26 protein-coding genes are annotated in these 26,495 nt (G+C 67.8%); 12 read left to right on the top strand and 14 right to left on the bottom strand.

All coding sequences use genetic code 11. The features are described from left to right. The first annotated feature begins 30 nt into the window (after positions 1–30). The 3 genes from IBX22_RS20015 to IBX22_RS20005 are packed head-to-tail and all read left to right on the top strand — an operon-like array spanning position 31 to position 1,449. Positions 31–297 carry a type II toxin-antitoxin system RelE/ParE family toxin gene (locus IBX22_RS20015; protein WP_194817819.1) on the top strand — a complete coding sequence of 89 codons (267 nt, stop codon included), beginning with the start codon at positions 31–33 and terminating at the stop codon, positions 295–297. Next, the gene (locus IBX22_RS20010; RefSeq protein ID WP_194817044.1) at positions 290–583 is read left to right on the top strand and encodes a helix-turn-helix transcriptional regulator; all 294 of its coding nucleotides are present in this window, start codon (positions 290–292) and stop codon (positions 581–583) included. The genes IBX22_RS20015 and IBX22_RS20010 overlap by 8 nt, the downstream gene beginning before the upstream one ends. A 17-nt stretch (positions 584–600) precedes the next feature. Continuing rightward, positions 601–1,449: a hypothetical protein gene (locus IBX22_RS20005; RefSeq protein WP_228538886.1), complete on the top strand. Its 849-nt coding sequence runs from the start codon at positions 601–603 to the stop codon at positions 1,447–1,449. A 5-nt stretch (positions 1,450–1,454) separates the two neighbouring features. Here IBX22_RS20005 and IBX22_RS20000 read toward each other — a convergent pair whose 3' ends face one another. The 7 genes from IBX22_RS20000 to IBX22_RS19970 form a co-directional block, all read right to left on the bottom strand. Next, complete coding sequence (locus IBX22_RS20000; RefSeq protein WP_194817043.1) at positions 1,455–1,910, bottom strand: hypothetical protein; 456 nt, start codon at positions 1,908–1,910, stop codon at positions 1,455–1,457. Beyond that, the gene (locus tag IBX22_RS19995; RefSeq protein WP_194817042.1) at positions 1,907–3,181 is read right to left on the bottom strand and encodes a DUF58 domain-containing protein; all 1,275 of its coding nucleotides are present in this window, start codon (positions 3,179–3,181) and stop codon (positions 1,907–1,909) included. The genes IBX22_RS20000 and IBX22_RS19995 overlap by 4 nt, the downstream gene beginning before the upstream one ends. Continuing rightward, the gene (locus tag IBX22_RS19990; protein WP_194817041.1) at positions 3,178–4,182 is read right to left on the bottom strand and encodes a MoxR family ATPase; all 1,005 of its coding nucleotides are present in this window, start codon (positions 4,180–4,182) and stop codon (positions 3,178–3,180) included. The genes IBX22_RS19995 and IBX22_RS19990 overlap by 4 nt, the downstream gene beginning before the upstream one ends. A gap of 15 nt (positions 4,183–4,197) precedes the next feature. Then, a complete protein-coding gene (locus IBX22_RS19985; RefSeq protein ID WP_194817040.1) occupies positions 4,198–4,692 on the bottom strand; it encodes a hypothetical protein in 495 nt (164 codons plus the stop codon). After that, positions 4,689–5,603 (bottom strand): DUF4129 domain-containing protein, encoded by a 915-nt coding sequence (locus tag IBX22_RS19980; protein WP_309234698.1) that lies wholly within the window; start codon positions 5,601–5,603, stop codon positions 4,689–4,691. The genes IBX22_RS19985 and IBX22_RS19980 overlap by 4 nt, the downstream gene beginning before the upstream one ends. A gap of 161 nt (positions 5,604–5,764) precedes the next feature. Then, positions 5,765–6,721 (bottom strand): cell division protein ZapE, encoded by a 957-nt coding sequence (gene zapE / locus IBX22_RS19975; protein WP_194817038.1) that lies wholly within the window; start codon positions 6,719–6,721, stop codon positions 5,765–5,767. Between the two features lie 74 nt (positions 6,722–6,795). Further along, a complete protein-coding gene (locus tag IBX22_RS19970) occupies positions 6,796–7,233 on the bottom strand; it encodes an NUDIX domain-containing protein (protein WP_194817037.1) in 438 nt (145 codons plus the stop codon). Between the two features lie 118 nt (positions 7,234–7,351). Here IBX22_RS19970 and IBX22_RS19965 point away from each other — a divergent pair, with 118 nt between their 5' ends. Beyond that, a complete protein-coding gene (locus tag IBX22_RS19965) occupies positions 7,352–8,410 on the top strand; it encodes an agmatine deiminase family protein (RefSeq protein ID WP_228538885.1) in 1,059 nt (352 codons plus the stop codon). A gap of 109 nt (positions 8,411–8,519) precedes the next feature. Here the strand turns inward: IBX22_RS19965 and IBX22_RS19960 are convergent, their stop codons facing one another. From IBX22_RS19960 to IBX22_RS19935, 6 genes are read right to left on the bottom strand one after another with little or no spacing between them, the layout of a single operon-like run. Next, positions 8,520–9,695, bottom strand: coding sequence for a lipid-transfer protein (locus tag IBX22_RS19960; protein ID WP_194817035.1), 1,176 nt, complete (start codon positions 9,693–9,695; stop codon positions 8,520–8,522). Further along, positions 9,692–10,102, bottom strand: a complete 411-nt coding sequence (locus tag IBX22_RS19955) for a MaoC family dehydratase (RefSeq protein ID WP_194817034.1) — start codon at positions 10,100–10,102, stop codon at positions 9,692–9,694. Before IBX22_RS19955 ends, IBX22_RS19960 begins: the two co-directional genes overlap by 4 nt. After that, complete coding sequence (locus IBX22_RS19950; protein WP_309234696.1) at positions 10,099–11,058, bottom strand: bifunctional MaoC family dehydratase N-terminal/OB-fold nucleic acid binding domain-containing protein; 960 nt, start codon at positions 11,056–11,058, stop codon at positions 10,099–10,101. The genes IBX22_RS19955 and IBX22_RS19950 overlap by 4 nt, the downstream gene beginning before the upstream one ends. 47 nt (positions 11,059–11,105) lie before the next feature. Next, positions 11,106–12,275, bottom strand: coding sequence for an acyl-CoA dehydrogenase family protein (locus tag IBX22_RS19945; RefSeq protein ID WP_194817032.1), 1,170 nt, complete (start codon positions 12,273–12,275; stop codon positions 11,106–11,108). After that, positions 12,260–13,324: an acyl-CoA dehydrogenase family protein gene (locus IBX22_RS19940; RefSeq protein ID WP_194817031.1), complete on the bottom strand. Its 1,065-nt coding sequence runs from the start codon at positions 13,322–13,324 to the stop codon at positions 12,260–12,262. The genes IBX22_RS19945 and IBX22_RS19940 overlap by 16 nt, the downstream gene beginning before the upstream one ends. Before the next feature lie 16 nt (positions 13,325–13,340). Then, complete coding sequence (locus IBX22_RS19935; RefSeq protein ID WP_228538884.1) at positions 13,341–15,416, bottom strand: acyl-CoA dehydrogenase family protein; 2,076 nt, start codon at positions 15,414–15,416, stop codon at positions 13,341–13,343. A 197-nt stretch (positions 15,417–15,613) separates the two neighbouring features. Between IBX22_RS19935 and kstR the strand changes: the two genes are divergently transcribed. From kstR to IBX22_RS19900, 7 genes are all read left to right on the top strand, one after another. Then, positions 15,614–16,264, top strand: coding sequence for a cholesterol catabolism transcriptional regulator KstR (kstR, locus tag IBX22_RS19930; protein WP_194817029.1), 651 nt, complete (start codon positions 15,614–15,616; stop codon positions 16,262–16,264). A gap of 270 nt (positions 16,265–16,534) precedes the next feature. Beyond that, positions 16,535–19,105, top strand: a complete 2,571-nt coding sequence (otsB, locus tag IBX22_RS19925) for a trehalose-phosphatase (protein ID WP_194817028.1) — start codon at positions 16,535–16,537, stop codon at positions 19,103–19,105. Positions 19,106–19,313: 208 nt separating this feature from the next. Continuing rightward, positions 19,314–20,180: a metal ABC transporter solute-binding protein, Zn/Mn family gene (locus IBX22_RS19920; RefSeq protein WP_194817817.1), complete on the top strand. Its 867-nt coding sequence runs from the start codon at positions 19,314–19,316 to the stop codon at positions 20,178–20,180. Between the two features lie 5 nt (positions 20,181–20,185). Next, the gene (locus tag IBX22_RS19915) at positions 20,186–21,073 is read left to right on the top strand and encodes a metal ABC transporter ATP-binding protein (protein ID WP_194817027.1); all 888 of its coding nucleotides are present in this window, start codon (positions 20,186–20,188) and stop codon (positions 21,071–21,073) included. Then, a complete protein-coding gene (locus tag IBX22_RS19910) occupies positions 21,073–21,939 on the top strand; it encodes a metal ABC transporter permease (protein WP_194817026.1) in 867 nt (288 codons plus the stop codon). The genes IBX22_RS19915 and IBX22_RS19910 overlap by 1 nt, the downstream gene beginning before the upstream one ends. Positions 21,940–22,010: 71 nt before the next feature. Further along, complete coding sequence (locus IBX22_RS19905; protein ID WP_194817025.1) at positions 22,011–22,220, top strand: hypothetical protein; 210 nt, start codon at positions 22,011–22,013, stop codon at positions 22,218–22,220. A gap of 52 nt (positions 22,221–22,272) precedes the next feature. Further along, positions 22,273–22,653, top strand: coding sequence for a hypothetical protein (locus tag IBX22_RS19900; RefSeq protein ID WP_194817024.1), 381 nt, complete (start codon positions 22,273–22,275; stop codon positions 22,651–22,653). Between the two features lie 10 nt (positions 22,654–22,663). Here the strand turns inward: IBX22_RS19900 and IBX22_RS19895 are convergent, their stop codons facing one another. Then, positions 22,664–25,816, bottom strand: coding sequence for a BTAD domain-containing putative transcriptional regulator (locus IBX22_RS19895; RefSeq protein WP_194817023.1), 3,153 nt, complete (start codon positions 25,814–25,816; stop codon positions 22,664–22,666). A gap of 197 nt (positions 25,817–26,013) precedes the next feature. On the opposite strand from IBX22_RS19895, the gene IBX22_RS19890 reads away from it, so the two are divergent. Then, a complete protein-coding gene (locus IBX22_RS19890; protein ID WP_194817022.1) occupies positions 26,014–26,421 on the top strand; it encodes a hypothetical protein in 408 nt (135 codons plus the stop codon). Positions 26,422–26,495 lie beyond the last annotated feature (74 nt).

Raw genomic sequence — 26,495 nt, 5'->3', positions numbered from 1 at the left:
TCCAAAACGAGTTATGCAGAAACTGCATAGATCACCAATCTGGCTGCCAACGGACCACTGCTCGGCGAGCCTTACACACTCCAGCTCGACGGAAAGTTGCGCGAGCTGCGGTTCCATCTCGAAGGGCAGTCTGTCCGCGTGACCTACTGGATCGCACCGGGTCGGCGCATCATCCTGATGACGGTCTTCGCGAAGACCAAAATGCGGGAGCGTGCAGAAGTCAGGCGTGCGCGCCTAGCGCTGCAGCGGTGCGTTGCGGAACAGCACACAGCCGAGGAGGACGAGAGCGATGTCTGAACGTAGTGACTGGGGGGAGATCCGGGACCGTCGTATGCGTGAACCCGGTGCCAAGGAGGCGTACGAGGCGGCTCGTTTGGCCTATGAACTCGGCCGGACGATCCGGCAGATGCGCGAACAGCGGGGGTGGAGCCAGTCCATTCTGGCCGATGCAGCTGGTATGACCCAGTCCGCAGTCGCACGATTCGAGGCGGGCGGGACCGTCCCGAGCCTTCAAGTTCTCGAACGGCTGGCCTCCGCTTTGGACGCCGACCTCGTAGTCGAGGTGAGGCCTCGCGTGGCGTAAGAGGCCAAGGTTCTCGGATGATGTTCCGCCGCAGCGGGGTTGGCTACGGTGAGGGCGTGTCTGTCGATCGTTCTGCCGCGTCCGCGCGGGCCGGGGCTTCCAGGGGCGCGCCGGCCGTGCTCGTCGCCTGTGCCGTGGTGCTCGGCGTTGGGTTTGTTGTCGGTCCGCGGGCGTTGGTGGGCGGGGGCTTCGCCGATGAGGAGGCGTTGCGTGAGGGCTTTCGGGCGGCGTTCGTCGAGTACTGGGGTGCTGGTGGGTCGGAGTTCACGCCGGATTTGGCGGCGGTTGTCGATTACTGGTTCCGGTATCACTCGGTCAAGGCGGTGTTCGCGGCCGGGTTGGTGATTGCGCTTGTCGCGCTTGGGGTTTTGCTGTGGAAGGGGTTTCTGCGGGTTGGTGGCGGAGTGCGCGCGATGGGCGGGGTGGGGGCTACGGCGGGCGGGCTCGTCTCATTGGTGTTGGTGATTGCCAATGTTCAGGGGGCGGTGGCGCCCTTTGCTTCACTTTTTCCGATGTTGACCGGGGAAGGTGGGCCGAACGACACGCTCGATCAGGTTCGGGAGCAGTTGAGTACGGGTGGGCCGAGTACACCTGCTCTCGAGACAATGGTCGGGGGCTTTGCGCGGTATCACGTGGCGATGGCCATGGAGGCTGGTGTTCTGGCGGTCGCCTTCCTCGGGCTGAGTGTGGTGTTGTGGATGAGATTCGCGAAGACAGCCGAACGTCGTACCAAGCACGTCCTGGGGGCATACGGTGCGCTCGCCACGTTGTTGATGCTGGGCGTAATCGTTGTGGCCGTGGCTAATACGACGAACGCGGCCGACCCGGAGGCGGGGCTGCTGGCGCTCTTCAGCGGCGGATGGTGAGGCCGCTAATCTGCGGGCTGGACGTCGGCCTCGGTGTCGCCCCGGCGCATCGCCACTCCTTGAATCACCATGGTGTACAGCAGGATTACCAGGATCGGGGCGGCGACGGGGGCCCAGGCCAGGTGTAGTGGGGTGAAGGCGGCGGCTACCGCGCAGGCGGTGAAGAGGACCGCGCCCGCGACTGAGGCCACTGTTGTCGGGACCACCCCGGTGGGTGCGGTGACGGTGGCGGTGTTGAGTAAGTAGGTGGTGGCGACCAAACCTGCTGCGGCGGCGGCCAGTACGGCGGTGTCGGCGAATGCCAGGATGCCTGCGGCCAAGAGGACGGCGAGCACGGCTGCGGAGCGGAACCACCAGCCGGTGGCGACCAGGATGACGGCAGGAATAGCGGCCCAGGGGTTCATCAGGGCGACCGAGAGGATCAGTAGGAGGCCGGAGAGGACGGCCAGGAATCTCGTCATCGGCGGACCCGGGCGGTGCGGCGGTGTTCGGGGATCAGGCGCATGACCTGGTCGAGGCGGGCGCCTTCGGGCCAGGCGACGATGTCGACGCCGACGGTGCCCATGTCGCGGTACATCGAGGAGCGTTCCAATTGCCACATGCGGGACAGGGTTTCGTCGAGACCGTCGCGGAAAGGTGTGCCGCGCAGGACATCTACGACTACGACGACGTGGCCGCGCTTGCGGAGGTCGATCAGCGCCAGGGCGAACTGCGTGTCCAGCAACGTGGAGAACGCGATGATGATGGCGCCCAGCGGAACTGCCGCGTGCGGGGCCAAGGTGCCGGTCGTCGGGATGTGTTCCTCGCCGACGCCTAGCACCGCGTCGATGATGCGATAGAACTGGCGGCGGCCGATGTCGGGCCGGAGCCAGCGGGGGGCTTGGCCGAGGCAGACGACGGCGGTGCGGTCGCCGGCCTGCAGCGTGGATTGCACCACCTGTGCCGCGCCACGCACCGAGAGTTCCAGCGAGTCGGTGGCCGGTCCAGGCGCCTGTTCCGAAGTATCGACCAGCACAACCACATCCGCGGACCGGTTGGTCAGCCGCTCGGTGACATAGAGCCGCCCGCGCCGCGCGCTGACCGGCCAATTGATCGTCCGCAGCTGATCGCCGGGCGCGTAGGCGCGGATGTCGGCGTACTCCACGCCGGGCCCGTGCTTGCGGGTGAGGTGGGTGCCGAGCCGTTCGGGAAACTCGGTGCGCGGCAGGCCCATCAACTGCGGATCGGCGATCGGATAGACGTAGAGCTGCCCCGCGGGCAGCAGCGCGGTGGCGACAGCGAGACCCGCCGGGCTGAGCGCGGACACCCGCACCGTCGCGGGATACCGGCCCCACCGATCGGCGGTGAGGGCCAGCCGCAGCCCGGCGGGGGCTGCCCCGGAATCGCTAGCCTCCTCGATCGTGATCCCCAGTCCCGGCGCCTGGACCGGTTTCATGCGCAGCAGCGCGTGCCCGGCGTCGACGAACGCGGCGACGGTGAGCACCACTTCCTCGGTTTCGAAGCAGCGCAGGGTGCCGCCGCCGTCGATCTGGATCCGGGTGCGCGACAGCTGCCACGGCGCCGTCGCGAGCACGCCCAGCAATGGGGCCGCGAACACCACCAGCTGCCAGCGCCCGAGCACCACCGCGCCGAACAGGGCCGCCGCCGCGCAGATCGCCAGCATGTACACCAGCGGGGCTGGGCGCCACCGCAATTCGGCGTCGATGGTGGCGGTGGCGTCGCGGTGTCTCATGTGCCAGGGGGCAGGTAGGCGGCGCCGCCGCCGGGGTGGGTAGGCGCAGCGGCGCGTGGGACCGGCAGGCGGCGCAACAGTTCGGAGATGACGTCCTCGCCACGGATGCGACGCACCCACATCTCCGGCCGCAGGGTGATCCGGTGCGCCATTGCCGGAATCGCCAGGGCCTTCACGTCTTCCGGGATCACATAGTCGCGTCCGAGCAGCAGTGCCCGGGCCCGCGACATCTGCACGAGATCCAATTCCGCACGCGGGCTGGCGCCGACCTCCACCTGCGGGTGCCCGCGCGTCGCTGTGGCCAGCGCGACCACGTAACTCACGACATCGGGATGGACCGTCACGAATTCGACCGACTGCCGCATCTCCATCAACCCCTGGGCGTCCACGACCTGCCCGACCTGCGGCGGCACCGAGCCACGCTCCAATCGGCGCCGGATCATCGTGGTCTCGTCGGCCTCGGACAGATACCCGAGCCGCAACTGCATCGCGAATCGGTCCAGCTGCGCCTCCGGCAGCGGATAGGTGCCCTCGTACTCGATCGGATTGTCGGTAGCCAGCACGATGAAAGGGTCCGGCAGCAGGAAGGTTTCGCCGTCGATGCTGACCTGTCCCTCGGCCATCGCTTCCAGCAGCGCGGCCTGGGTCTTGGGCGGTGTCCGGTTGATCTCGTCCGCGAGCAGCACATTGGTGAACACCGGCCCGCGCCGGAAGTTGAACCGGCCCGAATTCATGTCGTAGATGGTGGATCCGAGCAGATCCGCGGGCAGCAGGTCGGGCGTGAACTGCACCCGGGTGAACTGCAAACCCAGTGCCGCGCTGAAGGATCGGGCGATCAGTGTCTTGCCCAGCCCGGGTAGGTCCTCGATCAGCACATGCCCGCCGGACAGCACGGCGATCATGATGAGCTGCATCTCGTCGCGCTTGCCGACGATGACCCGGGACAGTTCCCGGAGTATCGCCTCGCTGCGCTGGACCGTCACGTCCATCGGCATCGTCATAAACTCAACCCAATCTCACATTCGCTGCAGACGGCGCAGGATCTCGTCCAGCGCCGCCCGTCCAGGTGCGCGCGTCGTCTGATCGCGCAGCGCCGAATTCGCCGGATCCACCCAGCGCCACAGGTCGGCGCCGAACTGGTGTTTCCCGGCGGCTTCGATGGCCTTGCGGTTCTTGGCGACTCGCATGCCGGCCGACAGTTCGAATTCCTTGGCCAGCAGAGGCCGCAGGTGCCGGTCCCAGTCGGCGCGGGTGCCGTCGGCACGATCGGCGAGCATCTGGGCCCGCGCCTGCCAGCGGCTCAGCATTTCCGCGGGCCCGTTGTCGATTTCGTCGTGCTGCTGTCCGGTGCCCGGCGACCGGTCCCGCAGGTTCCAGATCAGGGTGATCATCAACAGCAGCACCGGAATTCCGGCGAGGGCCAGCAGCGCACCCCGCGCCTTCCCGAGGGTGATCACTTCGAGCACGATCACGACGAGGATCGCGCTCACCACGACGGCGGTCCGATTCATGCCACGATCTCCCCTTGCAGGTCGGCCAGCACGATGCGCAGCAGTTGTTCGGCGCGTAGCCGCTGCCACTCCAGCATGTCGTGCGGGCTGAACCGGGCTTCCTCGAAGAGCGCGACGAGCTCGCGGGCGGAGGCGTCGTGCAGGGCGCCGTGCTCGAAGGCGCGAGCCAGCACCTCCATCGGCGTGTCCGAGGCCAGCGGTGCGGCGGCACGGTCGAAGGCCAGTCCGCGTTCCATCGCGAGATAGCAGGCGATGATCGCGGTGCGGGGATCCTGGCCGGGCGCGTTCATTGCGGCCAAGCCCATTTCGGCGGCGCGCGCCAGCGAGTCCGCCGGGGTCGCCTCGCCCGTGGGCATCGGGAGCGGGGCATCGGGGCGTTTGCGCCGCGACGTCACCGCGACCACCACCAGCCCGGACAGGGCCACCACGATCAGGACGATCGCGGCGATGGTGGCCAGCAACAGGGCCGTTCCGGTCAGCGCCTCCGGCGCCGGATTGGGATGGGGCGGGCTCGCGGGCGTCTGCTCGGCAGGTGTTTCTGTCACCGTCCGCGGCACGGAGCCCTCGGGTGCGGCCTCGGGTCCGACCCCGAGATAGAACACCGCCGTAGACACCGCGATCAACAGCCCGAACGCCGCCAGCAATGCCAGGATCAGCAATCCGATCCGGCCCAGCCGCCAATTGCCCTGTTCGGTAGCGCGATCCGGCTCCGGCATGGACAGCGGCAGCCGATGCTGGCTGGCGATCACCCCCGCCAGCAGGATCACCACCGACACGGTGAGCAGCACCGGCATCAGCGCGACGGCCACCGCGTTCGGCACCGGAGCCCCGCGGCCGGGCGCGCCCGCACCGGGGATGTAGCCACGCAACGCGATGGCGGCAAACACGAGCAGCGCGATCAGAACGATCACGCGTGCTATCGGCGTGCGCGCACGGACCACCCCGTTACCACCAGTTCTTCGAACAGCCTGAAACAGGCACATAGTTACATGCCGGGCGGTCCGCTCGGAGGCGAATCGGCGAGTTCGAATGTCCCACCGCTGGATCGATATTGGGGCTTGTTACTTCCAGGTCACGGCGATTGCCCGACTGGGACAGCCCGATTTTGTGAGAGCTCACCAAGACGACTGTGCGTTCGCACCAGATCCGGCACCGCGGCCACCCCCGCGACCAGGTCCGCCAACGCCACCCGGGCAAACACGTTCAACGCCAGGTCCGCGTCGTACAGCACGTCGACCAGGTTGACGAAACGCATCGCCCAGTCCGCGGGCACCTCACGCAGCGGCGGAACCTCGTACAACGTCCAGTGCTGGTACCGCCGAGCCAGTTCGACATAGTCGGCGGCCGAGGTCGCGGTGCCACACAGCGCCGCGAAATCGAAACTGATCGCCGCACCGTCGACCGATCGAGCGCGAATGCTGTGCGCGCCGATCCGGACGTCGATCGCGCCCGCTCCCCCGGCCGCTTCGACGACATACCGCCCGGACCCGAAGCCTTCGGTCCGGTCCTGCGGTGCGCGAGTGCGGTAATCGACCTCGCCGTCCACCGGCACCACCGCCAGGCGCTCGACGATGCGTGCGATGGCCGGTTCGAACCGGTCGTGAAACAGCGGGTTCGGCAACAGTCCCTGGGGCGGATAGTTCGAGGTGACCACCAGCACGATGCGCCGGGCGAACAGCGCGTCGAGCAGCCGCGCGATCAGCATGGCGTCGCCGATATCGTGCACGTGGAATTCGTCGAAGCACACCAGCCGCGCTTTGCCGAGCAGACGATCGATCCCTTTGTCGATCGAACCGAATTCATGTGTCGCTGCATGCAGTTGCGCGAAGAAGTCGTGGAAGTGAAAGCGGCGCTTCCGATCCGAGGCGACCGAGCCGTAGAAAAGATCCATCACCATTGTCTTGCCCCGGCCCGGACGGCCGTGCAGATAGAGCCCACGCCCTCGTCCGACCGGGCGGCCGTGCCTATCGACCAGCTCGGACAACCGTGTCAGCGCCCGCTGCTGATCGGCGTCCAACTCGATGCTCACCTGATCAGCTGTAGCGGATCAACCGAGCCCGGGAACAGGGATGGTGATGTTGTCCACAACCGTCCACAGTGGGCTCAGTGCCAGCCGCGCTCGCTGTAGGTCGCGCCGGTGCTGCGGGCTCGGATACCCGCCAGCGGGTAGCCGATGATCTCGGGTTCCGGGAGGCGGGCGAGTGGGAACCATTGCAGTCCATAGGATTTGTCCGGTTCGCGGTTGGCCGGTTCACCGGTCCAGCGGCGGACCTCGAAGAACAGGCCGAGGCGGGCCTCGTGTCCGGGGCCGACCACGTGGGCGGTGTGGATGTGACGCAGATCCACCGGATCGATGACCACGCCGATCTCCTCGAGTGCCTCCCGCGCGGCGGCGGCGGTGGCCGACTCACCGACTTCCAGCTTGCCCGCGGGTAGGTGCCATAGACCGTCGAACTCGTCTTCGCCGCGGCGTTTGCTCAGCAGCAGTTGCCCGTCGCGGATCAGCAGAACGTGCACATCGACGAGGTGACGGCTGGTCATCGCACTCCTCTCGTACCGGGAACGCGCGGGCCGTCCGGCGGAAGCGCGGAGCGAGGCGGCGGCCGGGCTAGAGTCACCCGCATAGCAGATCGTCGGAGCCATCGAGATGGAGAAGCTCATGTCCCGCGGTTCGTTCTCGCCTACCCTAGCTCCCCCGCTCCCCGAGCCGACCGGCGTGGGCCGCCGCTTCGGCGCCGAATGGGAGCCGCACACCCGCACTTTCATGTCCTGGCCCGCCCGCGACGACGTGTGGGACGGCTACCTCGACGACGTGCGCTGGAATATCGCGGAACTCGCGCGCGCCATCGCCTATCACGAAGCGGTGGTCATGCTGGCCCGCCCCGAGCAGGCGGACGCGGCGCAGCGCGCCTGCGGCACCGGGGTCCAGGTCATCCCGCTCCCGGTCGACGATCTCTGGGCCCGCGACACCATCCCGGTGTTCGTGCGCGAAACCGGCGGCGTGGTCGGGGTGGATCTGAACTTCAACGGCTGGGGCGCCAAGCAGCCGCACGGCGACGACGCACTGGTCGGCCGGGAACTGTTGTCCCGCTGCCGGATTCCGCGGACGCGCGCGCCGTTCGTAGCCGAGGGCGGTGCGCTGGAGACCGACGGCGAGGGCACGCTGCTGGTCACCGCGAGTTCGATGGTCAACGAGAACCGCAACCCCGGCAAGAGCCGGGAGGTGCTGGCGGCCGAGCTGTGCGACACCCTCGGCGTCGAGCAGGTCATCTGGCTCGACGGCGTGCGCGGCGAGGATGTCACCGACGCCCACGTCGACTGCCTGGTGCGCTTCGTCGCACCCGGAGTTGTGCTGCTGGACACCGCTTTTCCCGGCGCTCCGGCGGACTCGTGGTCCCGCTCCTCGGATCAGGCCCGGCAGCTGCTCGCCGAGGCCACCGACGCGCGCGGCCGCCGCTTCGAGGTCATCGATCTGCCGCAACCCGACCCGGCCGTAATCACCGGCGACGGTGCTGAATTCGTCGCCAGCTATGCGAATTTCTACATCGCCAACGGCGCGGTCTTCGTCCCGCGCTTCGGCGACCGCAAGGCCGACGAACGTGCCCGCGCCATTCTGAAAGAGCATTTCACCGACCGCGACATCGTGCCTGTTTCCGTCGATGAGATCGCCGCCGGTGGCGGCGGTATCCACTGCGCCACCCACGATCAACCGGCCTGACAGCGCGCTCGTCATCCCGGCGAACGCCGGGGATCCAGGGGACACAGACGCCACGCCTTGTGCTGGTGCCCGGCATTCTCCGAGATGACGAGAACGGTTGTCGTGCCGCCTAATTCGCGGTGAGCACCAACCCTGAGGTCGGAACGCCGGTGCCGGCGGTGACCACGATGCGCTCCAGCCCGTCGACCTGATTGACCGACGCCCCGCGGATCTGGCGAACGCCTTCGGCGATGCCGTTCATCCCGTGGATGTAGGCCTCACCGAGCTGTCCGCCGTGGGTGTTCAGCGGCAGCTTGCCGCCGAGCTCGATGGCGCCGTCGGCGATGAAGTCCTTGGCTTCGCCACGGCCGCAGAACCCGAGTTCCTCCAGCTGCATGAGGACGAACGGGGTGAAGTGGTCGTAGAGAATGGCGGCCTGCATATCGCCTGGGCGCAAACCACTTTGGGCCCAGAGCTGATCGCCGACCAGACCCATTTCCGGCAGACCGGTCATGGCGTCGCGGTAGTAGGAGGTCATGACGTATTGGTCCGCGCCGGAACCCTGTGCCGCGCCGGCGATCAGCGCCGGTTTCTGCGGAAGATCCTTGGCGCGTTCGGCGCTGGTGACGACGATGGCGACGCCGCCGTCGGTCTCCTGGCAGCAGTCGAGCAGGTGCAGCGGCTCGGCGATCCACCGGGAGGACTGGTGCTCCTCCAGGGTGATCGGCTTTCCGTAGAAGTGCGCGGCCGGATTCACGGCGGCGTGATTACGGTCGGCGACAGCGACGAGTCCGAAATCCGCACTGGTGGCACCGGATACGTGCATGTAGCGGCGCGCCACCATCGCGACCTGGGCGGCGGGGGTGCCGAGTCCGTGCGTGTAGGAGAAGGCGTTGTCCACCCCGGAAGAGGTGGGGTTACTGGTGGCGAGATGCGTGGCGAACTGGCCGAAGCGGTTTCCGGAGCGCTCGTTGAACGCGCGGTAGGCCACAACGACATCCGCGACACCGGTGGCCACCGCCATCGCGGCCTGCTGGACGGTGGCTGCCGCCGCGCCGCCGCCGAAGGGGATGTTGGAGAAGAACTTCAGGCTCGGGATACCCGCGGCCCGCGCTACGGCAGCCTGGGTGTTGGTGTCCATGGTGAAGGTGGTGAGGCCGTCCACGTCGGCGGGCGTCAGACCCGCATCGGCCAGTGCCGCGGTGACGGCTTCGGCGGCCAGGCGCAGTTCGCTGCGGCCGGAGTCCTTGGAGAAATCGGTGGCGCCGATACCGACGATGGCGGCCTTGCGGCTCAGACCCGTCACGAGTTCGCCTCCTGCATGCGGATGACGGCTTTCGCCGTGATGTGGTCGCCGAGGCTGTCCTTGCCGATCACCTCGATGGTGATGTCACCGTCCTCGATGGCGGTGACGGTGCCGGACAGGGTCAACCGGTCGTTGGCGTACAGCGGCACACCCAGGCGCAGGGCGATGGATTTCACGACGGCGCGCGGACCCGCCCAATCGGTGACGAACCGCTGGACCAGACCGGTGTCGGTGAGGATATTGACGAAGATGTCCTTCGAGCCGCGCTCGACCGCCTTGTCGCGGTCGTGGTGCACGTCCTGGAAGTCGCGGGTGGCCAGGGCCGTGCTGATCACGAAGGTCGGGTCGGCGTGAATCACCAACTCGGGCAAGACAGTTCCGACCTGCACTTCGGTTGTCGCGGTCATCGGACGGCCTTCCAATAGGGCACAGTGTTGTCGTCGTCGAGCTTGTCGAAACCGGCCTCGACCGCCTGGCCGATCGCGACCTCGGCCGGGTCGATACCGCGCAGCTCACCGAGCATGCGCACACCCTCCTCGAGTTCGACCAGTGCCACCACATAGGGCAGCTGACGGCCGGGAACCTTGGGCGCGTGGTGCACGACGAAGCTGAAGACGGTGCCGCGGCCCGAGGCCACGACATAGTCGGTCTCCTGCGACTTGTCCTGCCAGATCGCGGGAACCGGCGGATGCTGGAGCGTGCCATCCGGCCGCCGCTGGATCCGCAGCTCACCGAGCTGGGTTCCCGCCCAGAAGAATTCGGTGTCCTTGGACACCGTGGGCCGCACCCGCTTGGCGAGATCGTCACCCCCTGGACCATCGGGCTTCGGCGCCCGCTTGCCGGTGCCGGGCGCGAATTTCAGGATCCGGAACAGCATTTCGGTGACCAGCTCGTCCCCGACGTACCACTTGGTGCGGTAGGTGACGAACCAGCCTTCGCCCAACCCCGTGCGCTTGGGCCCGAAGATCTCGTCCAGCTTGCTGGTGGCGTGCACCTGCTCGCCCGGCTGCAGGTAGCGGTGGTAGACCTGCTCGCAGTTGGTCCCGACCACCGAGGTGAACCCGGCGTCGTCGAGCATCTGGTTGGTCGCCACCATCGGATCGTCGTCCGGCCGGACCCCGCTGAGCCCCAGCATGGTCCACACCTGCGCCATGGCGGGCGGCGCCACGATGCCCGGAAAACCGGCCGCGCGGGCCGCCGCCTCGTCGACGTAGATCGGGTTCGTGTCGCCGAGCGCCTCGACCCAGTTGTTGATCATCGGCTGGTTCACCGGGTCGCGGGCGAGCCGCGGCGCGCACTCGCCCGCCGCGATGATCTTCTCACCGGCGGCCTTGATCGCCTCCGGTGCAATACTTTCCGGCACGCCGGGCCTCCTTGCTGGACTGGTTCCCGGCCTGCGCCGGGACATGGTTAGCGGGGTACCTTCGGCAACTTCAACCCGGCGGTGGCGACGAGTTCACGCATGATCTCGTTGACGCCGCCGCCGAAGGTGATCACCAGGTTCTGCTTGGTGCGCCGGTCCAGCCAGGTGAACAGCTCCGCGGTCTCCGGATCGGCCGGATCGCCATAGCTGCCTACTACCTCCTCGGCCAGCCGGCCGGCCTCCTGCACCGCTTCGGTGGAGTAGACCTTGGTCGCCGACGCGTCGGCGATCACGCCCATCGGATCCTCTTCGGCGCTGTCGGCTTTCGCCGCGACCTGCCAGTTGAGCAGTTCGTTGAGCCGGGTCATGGCGTGGATGCGGCCGAGCGCGCGCTGCACATCGGGCTTGCCGAGCAGTCCGCGCGGCTGCGCCCAGTCCCGCACCCGGTCGTAGAGCTGTTCGATCTTGCCCGACGGCCCGAGCCCCACCCGCTCGTGATTGAGCTGGGTGGTGATCAGCTTCCAACCCCGGTTCTCCTCTCCGACAAGCATGTTCGCGGGCACGCGAACGTTGTCGAAGTAGGTGGCGTTGGTGTGGTGGGCGCCGTCGCAGGTGATGATCGGCGTCCAGGAGTAGCCCGGATCCTTGGTGTCCACGATCAGGATCGTGATGCCGCGGTGCCGCGACTCCACCGTGCCGGTACGGCAGGCCAGCCAGATGTAGTCGGCCTCGTGCGCGCCGGTGGTGAAGGTCTTCTGCCCATTGATGATCCAGTCACCGTTCGCGTCGCGCAACGCGGAGGTGCGCAACGAGGCCAGGTCGGTACCGGCGTCCGGTTCGGAATAGCCGATCGCGAAATGGATGTCACCGGACAGGATTCCGGGCAGGAACTTCTGCTTCTGCTCGTCGGTACCGAAGGTCTGCAGCGTCGGGCCCACGGTCAGCAGGGTCACCAGCGGCAGCGGCACATCCGCGCGGACCGCCTCGTTGTAGAAGATCTGCTGCTCGACCGCGCCGAAACCCTGGCCGCCGTACTCCTTCGGCCAGCCCACACCGAGCCAGCCGTCGGCGCCCATCCGGCGCACCACCTCGCGGTAGGCGTCGCCGTGCCGGTTGATCCGCATCGCGGCCTCCTCCTCGGGAGACACGAGACCGGTGAAATAGGAACGCAATTCGTTGCGCAGACGGCGCTGCTCGGTGGTCAGGTCGATGAACATCTGGCCCCCAATCGGTCGAGTCGGAACGACGCGCCGCCGAGCCAGCGGGCGATGTCCTTGGCCTGTGAGTAGTAGCGGTGCATCGAATGCGTCACGTCGACGCCGATACCGCCGTGCAGGTGATGGCACTTCTGCATGGCCGCGGGAAGTTCCGAGGCCACGGTGTAGGCCAGCACTTCCAGATCGTCGTCGATCCGTTCCTGATGCAGCGGGCTCGGATCCTGCTGCGCCAGCGCCCAATTCGCGGACACCGCCGCCACATGCAGGGTGCGCGAGACCACGTAGAGGTCGGCGATCTGCTGGGCCACGGCCTGGAATTCGGCCAGCGGCCGGTTGAACTGGTGCCGGGTGCGCAGGTGCTCGGCGGTGAGCACCAGCGCGCCCCTTAGCAGGCCGTCCGCGACCGAACCGATCGAGGCGACCGCGATCCGGTGCAGGTCGGCCAGCCCGCCGGGCAGCAGCTGCTCGACCGGGATGACCACCTCGTCCAGATGCACCGAGCACTCCGGCATGCCGCCGGACACCGGCGAGGAGATCCGGGTCAGGCCCTGGGCGTCGGAATCGACCAGCGCCAGACCGGAATTGGTCGGAATCAGCAGCCAGCGCGCTTCCTCGGCATACGGCACCGCGACCTTGTGCCCGGTGATCCGCGCGGTATCGCCCTCGATGACCGCGGTCGTCTCCGGCTTGACCACGAACGGCGCGCCGGGTTCGCTCAGCGCCACGGTCAGCACCGCGCCCTTGGCCACCTCGGGGAACACCCGGTCGGCGACCTTGTCGGGCAGCGCCGCGATCAACGGCAGCAGCGCGAACCCGAGCGAGGGCAGCGCCGGCACCGCGACCGCGTCGGTGGCGAGTTCGGTGAGCATGACCGAGATTTCCGGCAGCCCCATATCGTCGCCGCCGAAGCGTTCCGGCAGCGCGACCGCTAGCAGCCCGCTGTCGACCAGACTCGGCCACAGCGCGTAGTCACGCGCCGATTCCCGCTCCAGCAAACTCACGACGACTTCGGCTACCGCGTCGGGGCCTTCGTCCCTGGTGAAATCCATAGTGTTCTCCAGTTGCCTAGCTGCCCGCGTCGCGCGGCAGGCCGAGAATCCGCTCACCGGCGACGGTCAGCAGAATCTGCTCGGTCCCGCCGGCAATCGATAGACAGCGTGTGAGCAGGAATTCCTTGACTACATCGGTGTCCTGGGCACTGGTGATACCGGCCGCCTCCACGGCGAATTCGGCCACCGCCTGCCGGTGCCGCACGCCGACCAGCTTGCGCACGCTGCTCTGCGGGCCCGCGTCGCCACCGGCCAGCGTCTTGACCAGAGCGCGCTGCTCCAGCAACAACCCGGCGATGGCTTCGGCGACGAAGCCGCCCAGCTTGTCGTTGTTCAGCTCCGCACCCGGACCGGACGCGGGCAGTTTCGCGACGAGCTCCTCGAGCGCCGGCCCGAGGCCGTTGCCGCCCATGGCGATCCGCTCCGCCGACAGCGTGGAACGCGCGATCTTCCAGCCGTTGTTCAGCGCGCCGACCAGACAGTCGTCGGGGACGAACACGTCATCGAGGAACACCTCGCTGAAGCGCGCCTCACCGGTGATCTGCTTCATCGGCCGCACATCGACACCCTTGCCGTGCATGTCGACGAGGAAGTAGCTGATGCCACGGTGCTTGGGTGCGTCGGCATCGGTGCGGGCCAGGCAGATGCCCCAATTCGCCTTGTCTCCAAGGGAAGTCCACACCTTCTGCCCGTTCAGCACCCAGCCGCCCTCGACCCGCTTGGCAGTCGTGCGCAACGCGGCCAGGTCCGAACCGGCGCCCGGCTCCGAAAAGAGCTGGCACCAAACGACTTCCTCGCGCAGCGTCGGCCAGGCGAAGCGCTCCACCTGATCGGGGGTGCCGTGCTGCAACAGCGTCGGAATGGCCCAGCCGGCGACGGCCAGGTCCGGCGCCTGCAAGCCGTGCTTGCGCAGCTCCTCCGAAATCACCAGTCCCGTCATGGGATTGGCGCTGCGGCCGTATGGCGCGGGCCAGTGCGGCATGGCCAAACCGGCCGCCACGATCGCGGGACCCTGCTCTGCCACCGGCAGGGCGGCGATCGCGGCCACCTCGGCGGCGAAGTCCGCGACAGGCGCGTCATCCACCGCCGCGAAAACCTGGTCGGCACCGGTGGTCCGGCGCTGTCCGGCGCGGGTCAGTTCGGTCACCCGCGCCCGCCAGCGCGCGGAACCGCCGAGCAGCGCACGCAGTGCGGTCGCCCGGCGCAGATAGAAGTGCGCGTCGTGTTCCCAGGTGAATCCGATTCCGCCGAGCACCTGAATGCAGTCCTTGGCGGTCTCCACCGCGGCATCCAGCGAGATAGCTGCCGCGATGGCGGCGGCGATCGGCAACTCCGCGCCGTCGTCCACCGCGGCGGCGGCGTCGGCGGCGACCGCGCGGATCAACTCGGTGCGGCACAGCATCCATGCGCAAATATGTTTGAGCGCTTGGAAAGAACCGATTTTGCGGCCGAATTGCTCACGCACCTTGGCGTATTCGACGGCGGTCTCCAGGCACCAGCCGGCCAGGCCGGCGAGCTCGGCGGTGGCCAGCACGACGACGAGATCCTCGACGTCGTGCGGGGAGACGAAGACTCGGTCGGCCGGCACCGCGACGTCGGTGCAGTGCACCCGGGCCAGTGGCGTGCTCGAGTCGAGCGAGGGCAGCGGCTCCACCCGCAGACCCTCGGTATCCGGCGGCATCAAGCACCATCGGGGCCCGTCGGGAGTCTGGACGCCCAGGATCACCGAAGTACCTGCGGCAGCGCCGAGTACCGAATTCCAGGAACCATTCAGCAACGCGGACCCGGATGCGACTTGTACACTCGGCGAGTCGAGCGCGACACCGCACGGCATGTCTTCGTCGAGGCCGCCCGCGGTGATCAGGTTCGCCAAAGCCGTTGCCAGTACGGGTCCGCCGACCAGGTCGTGGGCCGCCTGTTCCACCAGCACGGCGAGATCGGTGACCGACGCACCGGCACCACCCGCGTCCTCGGCGACCGCGACCCGGAAGATCCCGAGGTCGGCCAGCGCGGGCCAGTAGGCGCGCCAGAAGTCCGTACCCTGGTCTCGCATTGTTGCAATTGGACGCACCGTTCCGGCCCATCCACGCATCGACTCCTGAACGGCTTTATGCTCGTCAGTGGTGGCGATGGTCACACTCCGTACCGCCTCTCCGGCGTGACTCCCACACCTAGAACATGTTCTAATATCCTAGCCCGGCGGAAGTCAAGAGACGTACCCTCCTACCGGACCCAACCGCGCATGCCAGCTAGCCGACGAAACGACGTTTCTGGAAAGGACTTTCACCTATGGCCAGTCCATCCCGATCGCAGGCCGCCGACACGAACTCAGCGCGGCCGGCGACGGTGAGCACACTCAGCGAGGACGAACTGAGTTCGGCGGCACAGCGCGAACGGCGCAAGCGGATCTTGGACGCGACGCTGGCACTGGCCTCCAAGGGCGGATACGACGCGGTGCAGATGCGTGCCGTCGCCGAACGCGCGGATGTCGCGGTAGGCACGCTGTACCGGTACTTCCCCTCCAAGGTGCACCTGCTGGTCTCGGCGCTCTCGCGCGAGTTCGAGCAGATCGAAGGCAAACGCCGCCAGCTGGCCGGCGAGACGCCGCGCGAGCGCATGCACCTGCTGCTCACCTCGATCACCCGGATGATGCAGCGCGATCCACTGCTCACCGAGGCCATGACCCGAGCCTTCATGTTCGCCGACGCGTCGGCGGCCGCCGAGGTCGATCGGGTCGGCAAGGTGATGGATCGGGTGTTCGCGCGCGCCATGAACGACGGCGAGCCGACCGAGCGCCAGCTAGCCATCGCGCGCGTCATCAGCGACGTGTGGCTGTCTAATCTGGTGGCCTGGCTCACCCGCCGGGCTTCTGCGACCGATGTCACAGACCGGCTCGAACTGACCGTCGATCTGCTGCTGGGCGACCAAGCTGCGAAATAGCTGGAACAGCTGAACCGGGCCGATACGGACATTCGGTAGCCCCGTGACCGCACAACTGTGCGGCAGCGGGGCTACCGTGGTTTTATGCTGCTGCACGTGAGACGCGCAGGTCGCCGGTTACCGGCGGGTTACCTGCTTGTTAACTGGGATTATAGGTTTCCGCGCGCGCAATCCTGCGCACGCACACCGGCGCGCTGCCGTGCGGCAAATTCAACACAGTATTGTTCTGCCCGCCCCCGTATTAACTCCTCCGATTACTAGGTTGGATGCGTGAGCGCACAGGATCTGCCACAAGAACTTCGCCGTGCTTTGTCCACGGTCGCGCGCGAGCCACGGCTCTTGGTCGCGTCGGACTACGACGGGACCATCGCGCCCATCGTTTCCGACCCGGCAAAAGCGTATCCCCACCGGGAATCGGTGAGCGCGCTACGCGCTCTCGCCGGCCTGACCGGGACCACCGCCGCTGTCATCTCCGGTCGTGCGCTGCGCGATCTCGCTGCCCTGTCCCGGCTTCCGGTCGAGGTCCAGCTGATCGGTAGTCACGGTTCGGAATTCGATGTCGGCTTCGTGCACGCGATCGACAACGACGCCAAACAGCTACTGCAAGAAGTACAGACGTCGCTGACCCAGATCGCCGAGAACAACCCCGGCGCCTCGGTCGAAACGAAACCGGCCAGCGTGGCCCTGCACGTCCGCAACGCCAGCCCTGAAATCGGCCGTCGCGCACTGAATTCCGTGCGCCAGGGCCCGGCCTGCTGGGTCGGCGTGCAGACCACCGAGGGCAAACAGGTCATCGAACTAGCCGTGATCCCGACCGACAAGGGCACCGCGCTGGACACCATCCGGCATCAGGAAGGTGCGACCGCGGCGGTCTTCTTCGGCGACGACGTCACCGACGAGAAGGCCTTCCGCGTGCTGTCCGGACCAGACGTCGGCATTAAGGTCGGCGAGGGTGAAAGCCTGGCCCGGTTCCGGGTCGACAGCACCGAAATGGTTTCCAAGGCACTGGCTTTCCTGCTCGAGGAGCGCCGCACCTGGTTGGCCGGTGCCAGCGCCCCCCGAATCGAACGGCTGACCATGCTGGCCAGCCCCCGTTCGGTCGCCCTGCTCACCCCCGACGCCACAGTGACCTGGTTCTGTCATCCGGAACCGGATTCGGCCGCGGTGTTCGCACACCTGCTCGGCGGGCCCCAGGCCGGCCACTTCAGCATCGCGCCGGAACGCACCGGTCTGCCGCTGTCGCAGCGCTACATCGACGGCACCATGACCGTCGAAACCCGTTGGGCGAGTCTGGGAGTCATCGACTACCTGCCGCACGACGTGAACACCGACCGCACCGACCTGACCCGGGTGATCACCGGTGACGCGAAGGCCGTCGTAACCTTCGCGCCGCGACCGGAATTCGGTCAGGTTCCGGTGAGCATCCAGTGCGAGCCCACCGGCCTGCGCGTGCTCGGCACCAACGATCCGATGGTGCTGCGCTCCCCCGGCGTGGAATGGCGGATCGACACCGACGGCACCCACGATGTCGCGACCGCGGTCGTGGATCCCTCGCGTGGCCCGATCGTGCTGGAACTGCGTTGCGGTACACAGGATCTGGCACCCGCGATGACTCCGGAGCCACAGCGCCGGCAGCAGGCCGAGCAGTATTGGTCGCAGTGGGCGAGCGGACTCGACCTGCCCTCGCTCAAGCCGGATCTGATGAAGCGCTCGGCGCTGACGCTGCGCGGCCTGGTGCACGCGCCCTCCGGGTCCATCCTCGCCGCGGCCACCACGTCGCTGCCGGAAGACCTTGGCGGCGTGCGCAACTGGGACTACCGCTACTGCTGGCTGCGCGACGCCGCGCTGACCGCGCAGGCGCTCGTCTCGCTCGGATCCCGCACCGAGGCAGAGGATTTCCTCGGCTGGGTGCACAAGGTCCTGGAAACGCTGCCCGGCCCCGAGCGGCTGCACCCGCTGTACACGATCTACGGCGAGACGCTGCCGCCGGAAGCCGTCATCGATCAGCTGCCCGGCTATGCCGGATCGCGGCCGGTGCGCGTCGGCAACGCGGCCAACATGCAGGTGCAGCTCGACGTCTTCGGCCCGATCGTGGACCTCATCGCCGCGCTGGCGCACGCTCGCGAGCGCCAGGGCATCACCGATCCGGCCAAGGCCCTGCCGGACGCCGACTGGGAACTGGTGCACGCCATGTGCTCGGCGGTGCAGCGGCGCTGGACCGAACCCGATCACGGCATCTGGGAGATCCGCGGCAACCCGCGGCACCACGTGTACTCGAAGGTGATGGGCTGGCTCACCGTCGACCGGGCCATCACCCTGGCGCAGAAGTTCGACCGGACCGTGGACCCGGCCTGGGTCGAACTGCGCGACATCATCGCCGACGAGGTGAAGACCAAGGGCTGGAACGACGAGGTGCAGTCCTACACGGCGGCTTACGACGGCACCGACCTGGACGCGGCCACCCTGCACATCGGCCTGAGCGGTCTGATCGATCCGTCCGACCCGCGGTTCGCCGCGACCGTCGTGGCCACCGAGGCGGAGCTGCGCAGCGGCTCGACCGTCTACCGGTACCACCACGACGACGGACTGCCCGGCGGCGAAGGTGGCTTCCACCTGTGCGCGGCCTGGCTGGTCGAGGCCTATCTACTGATCGGCAAACGCTCCGACGCCGAGGCGCTGTTCGCGCAGCTGGTGGATGTGGCGGGTCCGACGGGCCTGCTCAGCGAGGAGTACGACCCGGTTGCCGAGCGTTCCCTGGGTAACCATCCGCAGGCCTACAGCCACCTCGGCCTGCTGCGCTGCGCCCAGTTGCTGGGGCAGCCCGCCGACGTGCTGGTCTGACGCCACGCGATAGACGCCACGTCCGGCCGCCATCGAGCGGCTGGGCGTGGCGTTCGGCATTGGCGGGGCGGTGAAGGGGCAGCGGCTTGGCGGTTATCGATTTGCGGTGCCCTGGTAAAGTTAAATGGTAACGGTTTCCATTATGATCTAAGCCACTTCGTAGATCCCGCAATTCCAGGAGCACCCCCACGTGAACACCCGTTTTGCCATGAAGCTCACCGGCGTCGCCGTAGGGGTCGCGACCGCACTCACCCTGACGGCCTGCGGTAGCGCCGAGGACTCTTCTGGCAAGCCGAGCGTGGTGGCCTCCACCAACGTGTGGGGATCGATCGCGTCCCAGATCGCCGGTTCCGACGCCGACGTGGAATCGATCATCACCGACCCCGCCGCCGACCCGCATTCGCACGAGACCTCGGCCGTCGAATCCGCCAAGATCAGCGACGCCGACCTGGTCGTCTACAACGGCGGCGGCTACGACGAGTTCATGGACAAGGCCGTCGAGGGCAAGAACAAGAAGACCGTCGACGCCTTCTCCTCGCGCATCGACCAGAGCGACGAGAACGAGCACGTCTGGTACGACGTGGAAACCGTGAGCGCCGTGGCCGACCAGATCGCCGGCGCCCTCGGCGACATCGACGCCGCGCACAAGCAGGGCTACGCCGACCGCGCCGCCGCGTTCAAGGCCAAGCTGAGCGCGATCTCCGCCATCACCGGTCAGATCGCCGCCCAGAACCCGAACACCCCGGTGCTGCAGACCGAGCCGCTCGCGCACTACCTGCTGCTCGACGCCGGCGCCAAGGACCTGACCCCGCACGACTTCCAGGAAGCGATCGAGCAGGAGACCGACCCGTCCCCCGCCGCTGTCGCCCAGACCCGGGACCTGCTCACCGCCAAGCAGGTACGGGCCCTGATCTACAACATCCAGACCGAGGACAAGATCACCAAGGACCTGCGTGGCCTGGCCGGCTCCGGTGGCACCCCGGTCGTCGAGGTGACCGAGACCCTGCCCAACGGCACCGATTACATTCAGTGGCAGACCAAGAACGCCGAGGCGCTCGCCTCCGTCCTCAAGTAGCCGTCATGACCAAGGGAGTCGCGCTGTCCGAGCACACCGAGCGAGTTCAACCGCTTTCGCTCGACAGCGCGCCCGCCGTCCGTCTCGACGGCGCCACGCTGGCCTTCGGTGAACGCACCCTCTGGGACGGGCTCGATCTCGAGGTCCAGCCCGGTGAGTTCATCGCGGTCCTCGGACCCAACGGCTCCGGCAAGACCTCGCTGATGCGGATCCTGCTCGGGCAGCTGGCGCTCAGTTCCGGTTCCGCGTCGATCGCGGGTTCGCCCGCACGGGTGGGCAATCCGGCTATCGGCTACATCCCGCAGCAGAAGACGATCGATGCGGGCGTGCAGTTGCGCGGGGTCGATCTGGTCGGGCTCGGTGTCGATGGGCATCGCTGGGGCCTGGGGCTGCGTGGCCGCGCGGAACGCAAACGCAAGGTGGCGGCGGCGATCGCCGATGTCGGCGCGGAACGGTTCGCGCACGCGCCGCTGGAGACCATGTCCGGTGGCGAGCAGCAGCGGCTGCGCGTCGCCCAGGCCCTGGTCGGCGATCCTAAGGTGCTGCTCTGCGACGAGCCGCTCCTGTCCCTGGACCTGGCCAATCAGCGGCTGGTGTCGGAACTGATCGACAAGCGCCGCCGGACCCATGACACGGCAGTACTTTTCGTCACCCACGAGATCAATCCCATTCTGCCGCTGGTGGATCGGGTGCTGTACCTGGTCGACGGCAAGTTCCGGATCGGCAAGCCGGACGAGGTGATGACCTCCGAGGTGCTCTCCGAGCTGTACCAGACCCAGGTCGACGTGCTGCGCGTCCGCGACCGCCTGGTCGTCGTCGGCACCGGCGACACCCTGGACGCGCTCGGCGCGGCGGGCGCCCAGCACTGCAAGGCCGACGAGGTGCACGCCTGATGGAAAAACTCTCCGGCGTGCTCGAGAAGATGTTCGACTTCTCCACCACCGCACACCTTTTGACCTACCCGTTCGTGCTGCAGGCGCTGCTGGCCGCGGCGCTGCTCGGCCTGCTCGCGGGCGCCATCGGACCGCTGATCGTCAGCCGGCAGATGTCCTTCGCCGTGCACGGCACCAGTGAGCTGTCGCTGACCGGCGCGGCCGCGGCACTGTTGGCGGGTATCGGCGTCGGCGTCGGCGCCATCCTCGGCTCGGTCGTCGCGGCCGTCCTGTTCGGCCTGCTGGGCACCAAAGCGCGCGAACGCGATTCATCGATCGCAGTCATCATGTCCTTCGGCCTGGGCCTGTCGGTGCTGTTCCTCTGGCTCGGGCCCGAGCGCGCCGGCTCGAAGTTCTCGCTGCTCACCGGCCAGGTCGTCAGCGTCGGCTACAACGGCCTCGCACTGCTGATCACCTGCAGCGCCGCCGTTCTCGCAGTTCTCGCGGTCGTCTATCGCCCGCTGCTGTTCGCCAGCACCGACCCGGAAGTCGCGGTGGCGCGTGGCGTCCCGGTCCGCGCGCTCTCGGTGATCTTCGCCGTAATGGTGGGCGTCACGGCCGCATTCGGCGTCCAGCTCGTCGGCGCCCTGCTGGTCCTCTCGCTCCTCATCACCCCTGCCGCCGCGGCCGCGCAACTCACCGCGAACCCGGTGCGCGCCACCGTCCTCACCATCATTTTCGCCGAGTTGGCCGCGGTCGGCGGCATGCTGCTGTCCCTCGCTCCCGGCGTCCCGGTGTCGACCTTCGTCACCACCATCTCGTTCCTGATCTACGTGATCTGCCGCGTTATCGGCTCCCGGCAGCGCAAACTCGCCAGCGTCCGCTGAGCGCCGGGTCCGTCGGGCCCGGTCGATGCACGCCGACCACCCAAGATCGGCTCGTGGATTACTGTGGCGGCGTGGGCATTACGGAATATGCGGCCGGCGACGTCATCTATTTCCCGGAGGGACCGTTCAGCGGTGTCTGCGGAGTCGTGCGGGAAGTCCACGCCCGTCGCGCCGAGCTGCGCATCGAATTCGGCGAGGGTCTCGCCCATCGTGAAGGGGGCGTGCTGCGCGAACAGCGGCACAGCATGACGGTCGGATTCGACGAAGTCGAGTTGGTCTAGAAAGTGTCACCCGCCGGTGGTCGCCACCGGCACTACGAGGAGTTGGTACTTGATGAGCAAGCTACGTAACACCGCATCCGTCGCGTTCGCGATCGCCGCCGCCGGTCTGGCATTGGCCGCCCCGCAGGCATCCGCCGAGATCGGGACGTCGGTCATCATCGCGGGCGGCGGGCTGAGCAATGGGTACGGCACCGGCTGCACCTACTCGGTGATCGCGAACAGCAATTCCACCGCGCGCCTCGACGTCGCCGACAATGGCGTCCTGATCGGCTCGTCGGAGGGCAGTTCCAGCCCGAAGACGCACAACGTCAAGTGGACTCCCGCGACGCCCGGTACGCACACCCTCCTGGTCACCCAGGGCGCGGACAGCAAGAACATCGTCCTCACCGTCGGCACCGGGATCAACGGCGGAAGTTCGTGCCTGGTGATCTAGCGCGGTCCCGCTAGAGCTCGGCGAGGCGCTCCAGCGCTCGATCCCGGGGCAGATCCGCACCGTCCCGGTAAGCGTGCTGGTAGGCGTCCTCGCCGAGCTGCTCGGTCAATGTCGAAATCAGCACGGCAAGTTGGGGTTCGCCGTCATCGAAGGCCCCCCGTATCGCCTCGCTCAGGCCGAGGGCGGTGGCCGCCGCCTCCGGATTGCCTTCGAGGAGAAGCAATTCGGCGAGCAGCTCGGCGGAGTGGGCGACCCCGGCCGAAATGCCCCAGGCCGACAGTCCGGCCAAAGTCTGCGGCAGCAGTCCGCGGGCTCCGGCGGCGTCGCCTGCGGCCAGTAGATTCGCCATCCGGGCCCCTGCGATCAGATCAGCGGCCATGTCGCCGGGGAGCTGCAACCGGTCGGCCAGGGTTTCCAGTTCGTCTACCGCCTGGTTCGCCGCATCGAGTTCGCCTGCACGCCGGTGTAATTCGGCTGCGCTGAACAGGATCTCGGCGGCGAGTCGCCGGTACCCGAGTTCCTTGGCCCGCCGCTGGATGGCCTCGATATCGCGCCGCGCACCGGACAGGTCTCCGCTGCGCATGCGCTCGGCAATCAGCTGGGTGCGGTTCTGGAAAATGTCGGCCTCGCCGCCTAATTCGGCGCTGACCGCGACACCGCGCTCGAAAAGGGCCAGGGCGTCGGCATATTCACCGCGCAACGAGTGGATACGACCGACGGCCAGCAGGGCCATGCCGAGGCCCCAGCGGTCGCCGACCTGCTCGAAATCACGCAGGGCGGTCAGGCGGGCTCGAGCGCCGGTGGCGAGGTCGCCCTGCTCGGTGTGGACGTAGTCGCGCATCCACTGCGCGCTGGCCCGCACCCAGGGGTCCGGTGCCTGCAGAGCTCGCTCCAACAGCCGGTCGCCCAGGTCGATATCGCCTGCGGGATAAGCGAGTTGAGCAGCGAACATCAGCAAGGCCGGGTGGTAGTCCAGTGCGCCCGCGACCTCACAGTCGGCGATCAGATCGAGGATTGGGGATTCCGTCGGCGGGGTGCCCGCCAGCAATCGGATCAATCGGAACGCCGCGCGAGTGCGCTCCGAAAGCCGATCCTCGAAGCACAGCACCTGCTCGAGATAGGTTTCGAACTGGGTGGTCATGCCGCGAATTCCCCAGTACCAGAACAGCGCGGTGACGAACCGGGACGACGACTCCGCATCTTTGCGAGCGAGCGTGGATCGCAGTGCGGCAACGAGATTTTCATGTTCGGCGTCGAATATCGCGAGTGCCCGGAGCTGATCCCGGGTGCGTAGCAGCGGCTCGTTCGCTTCGGCGACAGCGAGATAGTGAGCGGCGAAGCGGGTGTCGAGATCGTCTCCAGCACTGGTGAATTGGGCGGCGGCGTAGGCGCGGATGGTTTCCAGCATCCGATACCGCTCCGCGCCCGCGACCTCGACCACGGACTTCTCGACCAGCGCGCCGATCACATACACCACGTCGTCGGCGGGCAGCGCGTCATCGGAGCACACCGCTTCCAGCGCGTCCAGCGTCGCGCCACCGGGGAACTGCGAAAGCCTGCGCGCCAGTGCGCGTTCCGGCTCGTCCAGCAGATCCCAACTCCATTCCACGAGCGCGAGCAGGGTGCGCTGGCGCGGCAGCGCGGTCCGGCTGCCGGTGGTGAGCAATCGGAATCGGTCATCGAGGCGCTGGGCGATCTGGTCGGCGCTCATCGACCGGAGTTTGGCCGCGGCGAGTTCCAGGGCCAGCGGAACACCGTCGAGACGGCGGCAGATCTCCAGCACCGGGTTCACCGTGGCGGCATCGAGGACGAAATCCGGGCGGACCGCGACAGCGCGGTCCACGAATAGTCGCACCGCCGGAGATTCGGCGGCATCGACCAAATCCGGTGTCCCACTGGGGATCCGCAAAGGACCCAGCGGGAACAGCGACTCGCCGGTGATGGCGAGCGGCTCCCGGCTGGTCGCGAGGATCCGCAAATCCGGCAGTTCCTCGAGCAACTGATCGGCGAGCTCGGCGGCCGCCTCGATGTGGTGCTCGCAGTTGTCCAGCACCAGAATCGCCTCGCCGACATCGAGCAAACCGATGATCCGATCGATCCCCTGCGCCGCGGCATCGGAGGTCCGCTGATCGCGCGCGCCGACCGCCCCGACCACCGCATCGGCCAGCTCACCGGCATTCCGCACCCCGGCCAGCGGCACGAACCACACCCGCCCACGCTGGGCGGCCCGATGCCGCGCCACCACCTCCGCCGACAGCCGGGTCTTACCCGCGCCGCCAGGACCGACCAGCGTCACCAGGCGAGACTCGGCGAGTAGCGCGGTCACCCGCGCCAGTTCCTCCTCGCGCCCGACGAAACTGGTGCGCTGCACCGGGATTCGGCTCACTACGGCCTCAGACACCACCGTCCGGGTCATCGCCGACCGGTCCAGCTCACCCCGCAACAATGCGAGATGAATCTCCCGCAACTCCGCCGACGGGTCCACCCCGAGTTCGTCGCCCAGCCGCTCCCGTATCTGCTCGTACACCGCAAGCGCATCGGACTGCCGCCCTGCCGCCGCCAGCGCCCGCATCCGCAGTCCCGCCAGCCGCTCACTCAAAGGCCTTTCCGCCCCGGCGGTTTCGAGATCAGCCAGCACCTCGGCGTACCCGCCGGACCGCAACTCCGCATCGAACCGGTCCGCCGCCGCACTCCCCCGCAAGTCCGCCAGCCGACCGGCCGCGAGCTCCGCGAACGGCGCATCCCGCACATCCGCCAACGCCGGCCCCCGCCACAGCTCGAGCGCACCCCGCAACACCGAAGCCGCGGCTTCGATTCGCCCCGCTGCCAACTCCCGACGCCCCTGTGCCGCCAGTTCCTCGAATCGATGCGCGTCCACGTCCTCGGCCCGCACCGACAGCCGGTACCCGCCCGCCACCAACTCGACTGCCCCTACCCCGCGCAACGCCTTCCGCAACCGCGAAACCAACGCCTGCAACGCCCCCGCGGCCTCTGCCGGCGGCTCCTCCCCCCACAACCCGTCCACCAGCAAGTCCACCGAGACCGGCCGCCCCGCCGCCAACGCCAACCGGGCCAGCAGCATCCGCACCCGAACCCCACCGACCTCCACCAGCATCCCGTCATCGCCATACACCGAGACGGCACCGAGCAACCCAATCCGCACCCGCCAAGCCTCCCAGAACCCGCCCCAATCGGAGCAACCCCACCCCATCCGCTCCATGCTTGCGCACGCCCCCGCCCTGCCCACCTCGCAACGCCAGCGACTGCCGGAGCCGCAGGCAGATGCGCCGGGCTGACCGCGACACGCGAGTGAGCGTTTGCTGTTCGGCCGGGCAGGCCGGACCGGGCAGGATCTGGACCATGGGTATGCGACGCGCTTTCGCCCTTGTCGGGCTCACCGTGCTGGGCGCCACCCTCACGGGCACGATCCAAGCCGGGTCCGCCACCGCGGCGGTGCCCTTCGCCGATCCGAAATACGGACTCTTCTTCGGGCTGATCCTGAACCATGACGAGACCGTCGCGTTGAGTAACAGTCAGCTGCCGAACCAGCTGGACGGGATGTACATGTCCGGCGCCCGGGTCGCCCTGCTGGATGTGGACGCGGCCGAGACCGACGAGCACACCCCCACATTGGCGCTGCCGGAAGACTCACTTCCGGAGGTGGTCCGCGCTGCCGCCGCCACACCGGCGGGCATGTTCGGGTTCACGATCGTCAATCCGATGCTCAACGAGGGCCGGCTCGTTCGGGTGATAGCCATCGTCGAGTAACGGTTGACCGATTTGAACCAACCGTCCGGTTTGCTGATAGGTTGAGCCGCTGCGTCAGCGAGGTGCGGTTGGTC

The organism is Nocardia sp. XZ_19_385 (assembly GCF_015355755.1).
In the GTDB taxonomy this organism is placed as follows: Bacteria; Actinomycetota; Actinomycetes; order Mycobacteriales; family Mycobacteriaceae; genus Nocardia.
This window is presented reverse-complemented; position numbering and strand designations above follow the sequence as displayed.

Coding starts and splice junctions, on each gene's coding strand:
- IBX22_RS19900 (WP_194817024.1), top strand. CDS start 22,273: ATGAGCAAGCTACGTAACACCGCATCCGTCGCGTTCGCGATCGCCGCC.
- IBX22_RS19935 (WP_228538884.1), bottom strand. CDS start 15,416: ATGCGTGGATGGGCCGGAACGGTGCGTCCAATTGCAACAATGCGAGAC.
- IBX22_RS20000 (WP_194817043.1), bottom strand. CDS start 1,910: ATGACGAGATTCCTGGCCGTCCTCTCCGGCCTCCTACTGATCCTCTCG.
- IBX22_RS19890 (WP_194817022.1), top strand. CDS start 26,014: ATGGGTATGCGACGCGCTTTCGCCCTTGTCGGGCTCACCGTGCTGGGC.
- IBX22_RS19945 (WP_194817032.1), bottom strand. CDS start 12,275: ATGTTCATCGACCTGACCACCGAGCAGCGCCGTCTGCGCAACGAATTG.
- IBX22_RS20005 (WP_228538886.1), top strand. CDS start 601: ATGATGTTCCGCCGCAGCGGGGTTGGCTACGGTGAGGGCGTGTCTGTC.
- IBX22_RS19995 (WP_194817042.1), bottom strand. CDS start 3,181: ATGAGACACCGCGACGCCACCGCCACCATCGACGCCGAATTGCGGTGG.
- IBX22_RS19955 (WP_194817034.1), bottom strand. CDS start 10,102: ATGACCGCGACAACCGAAGTGCAGGTCGGAACTGTCTTGCCCGAGTTG.
- IBX22_RS19915 (WP_194817027.1), top strand. CDS start 20,186: ATGACCAAGGGAGTCGCGCTGTCCGAGCACACCGAGCGAGTTCAACCG.
- IBX22_RS19920 (WP_194817817.1), top strand. CDS start 19,314: ATGAAGCTCACCGGCGTCGCCGTAGGGGTCGCGACCGCACTCACCCTG.
- IBX22_RS19910 (WP_194817026.1), top strand. CDS start 21,073: ATGGAAAAACTCTCCGGCGTGCTCGAGAAGATGTTCGACTTCTCCACC.
- IBX22_RS19990 (WP_194817041.1), bottom strand. CDS start 4,182: ATGACGATGCCGATGGACGTGACGGTCCAGCGCAGCGAGGCGATACTC.
- IBX22_RS20010 (WP_194817044.1), top strand. CDS start 290: ATGTCTGAACGTAGTGACTGGGGGGAGATCCGGGACCGTCGTATGCGT.
- IBX22_RS19985 (WP_194817040.1), bottom strand. CDS start 4,692: ATGAATCGGACCGCCGTCGTGGTGAGCGCGATCCTCGTCGTGATCGTG.
- IBX22_RS19970 (WP_194817037.1), bottom strand. CDS start 7,233: ATGACCAGCCGTCACCTCGTCGATGTGCACGTTCTGCTGATCCGCGAC.
- kstR (WP_194817029.1), top strand. CDS start 15,614: ATGGCCAGTCCATCCCGATCGCAGGCCGCCGACACGAACTCAGCGCGG.
- IBX22_RS19940 (WP_194817031.1), bottom strand. CDS start 13,324: ATGGATTTCACCAGGGACGAAGGCCCCGACGCGGTAGCCGAAGTCGTC.
- IBX22_RS19965 (WP_228538885.1), top strand. CDS start 7,352: ATGTCCCGCGGTTCGTTCTCGCCTACCCTAGCTCCCCCGCTCCCCGAG.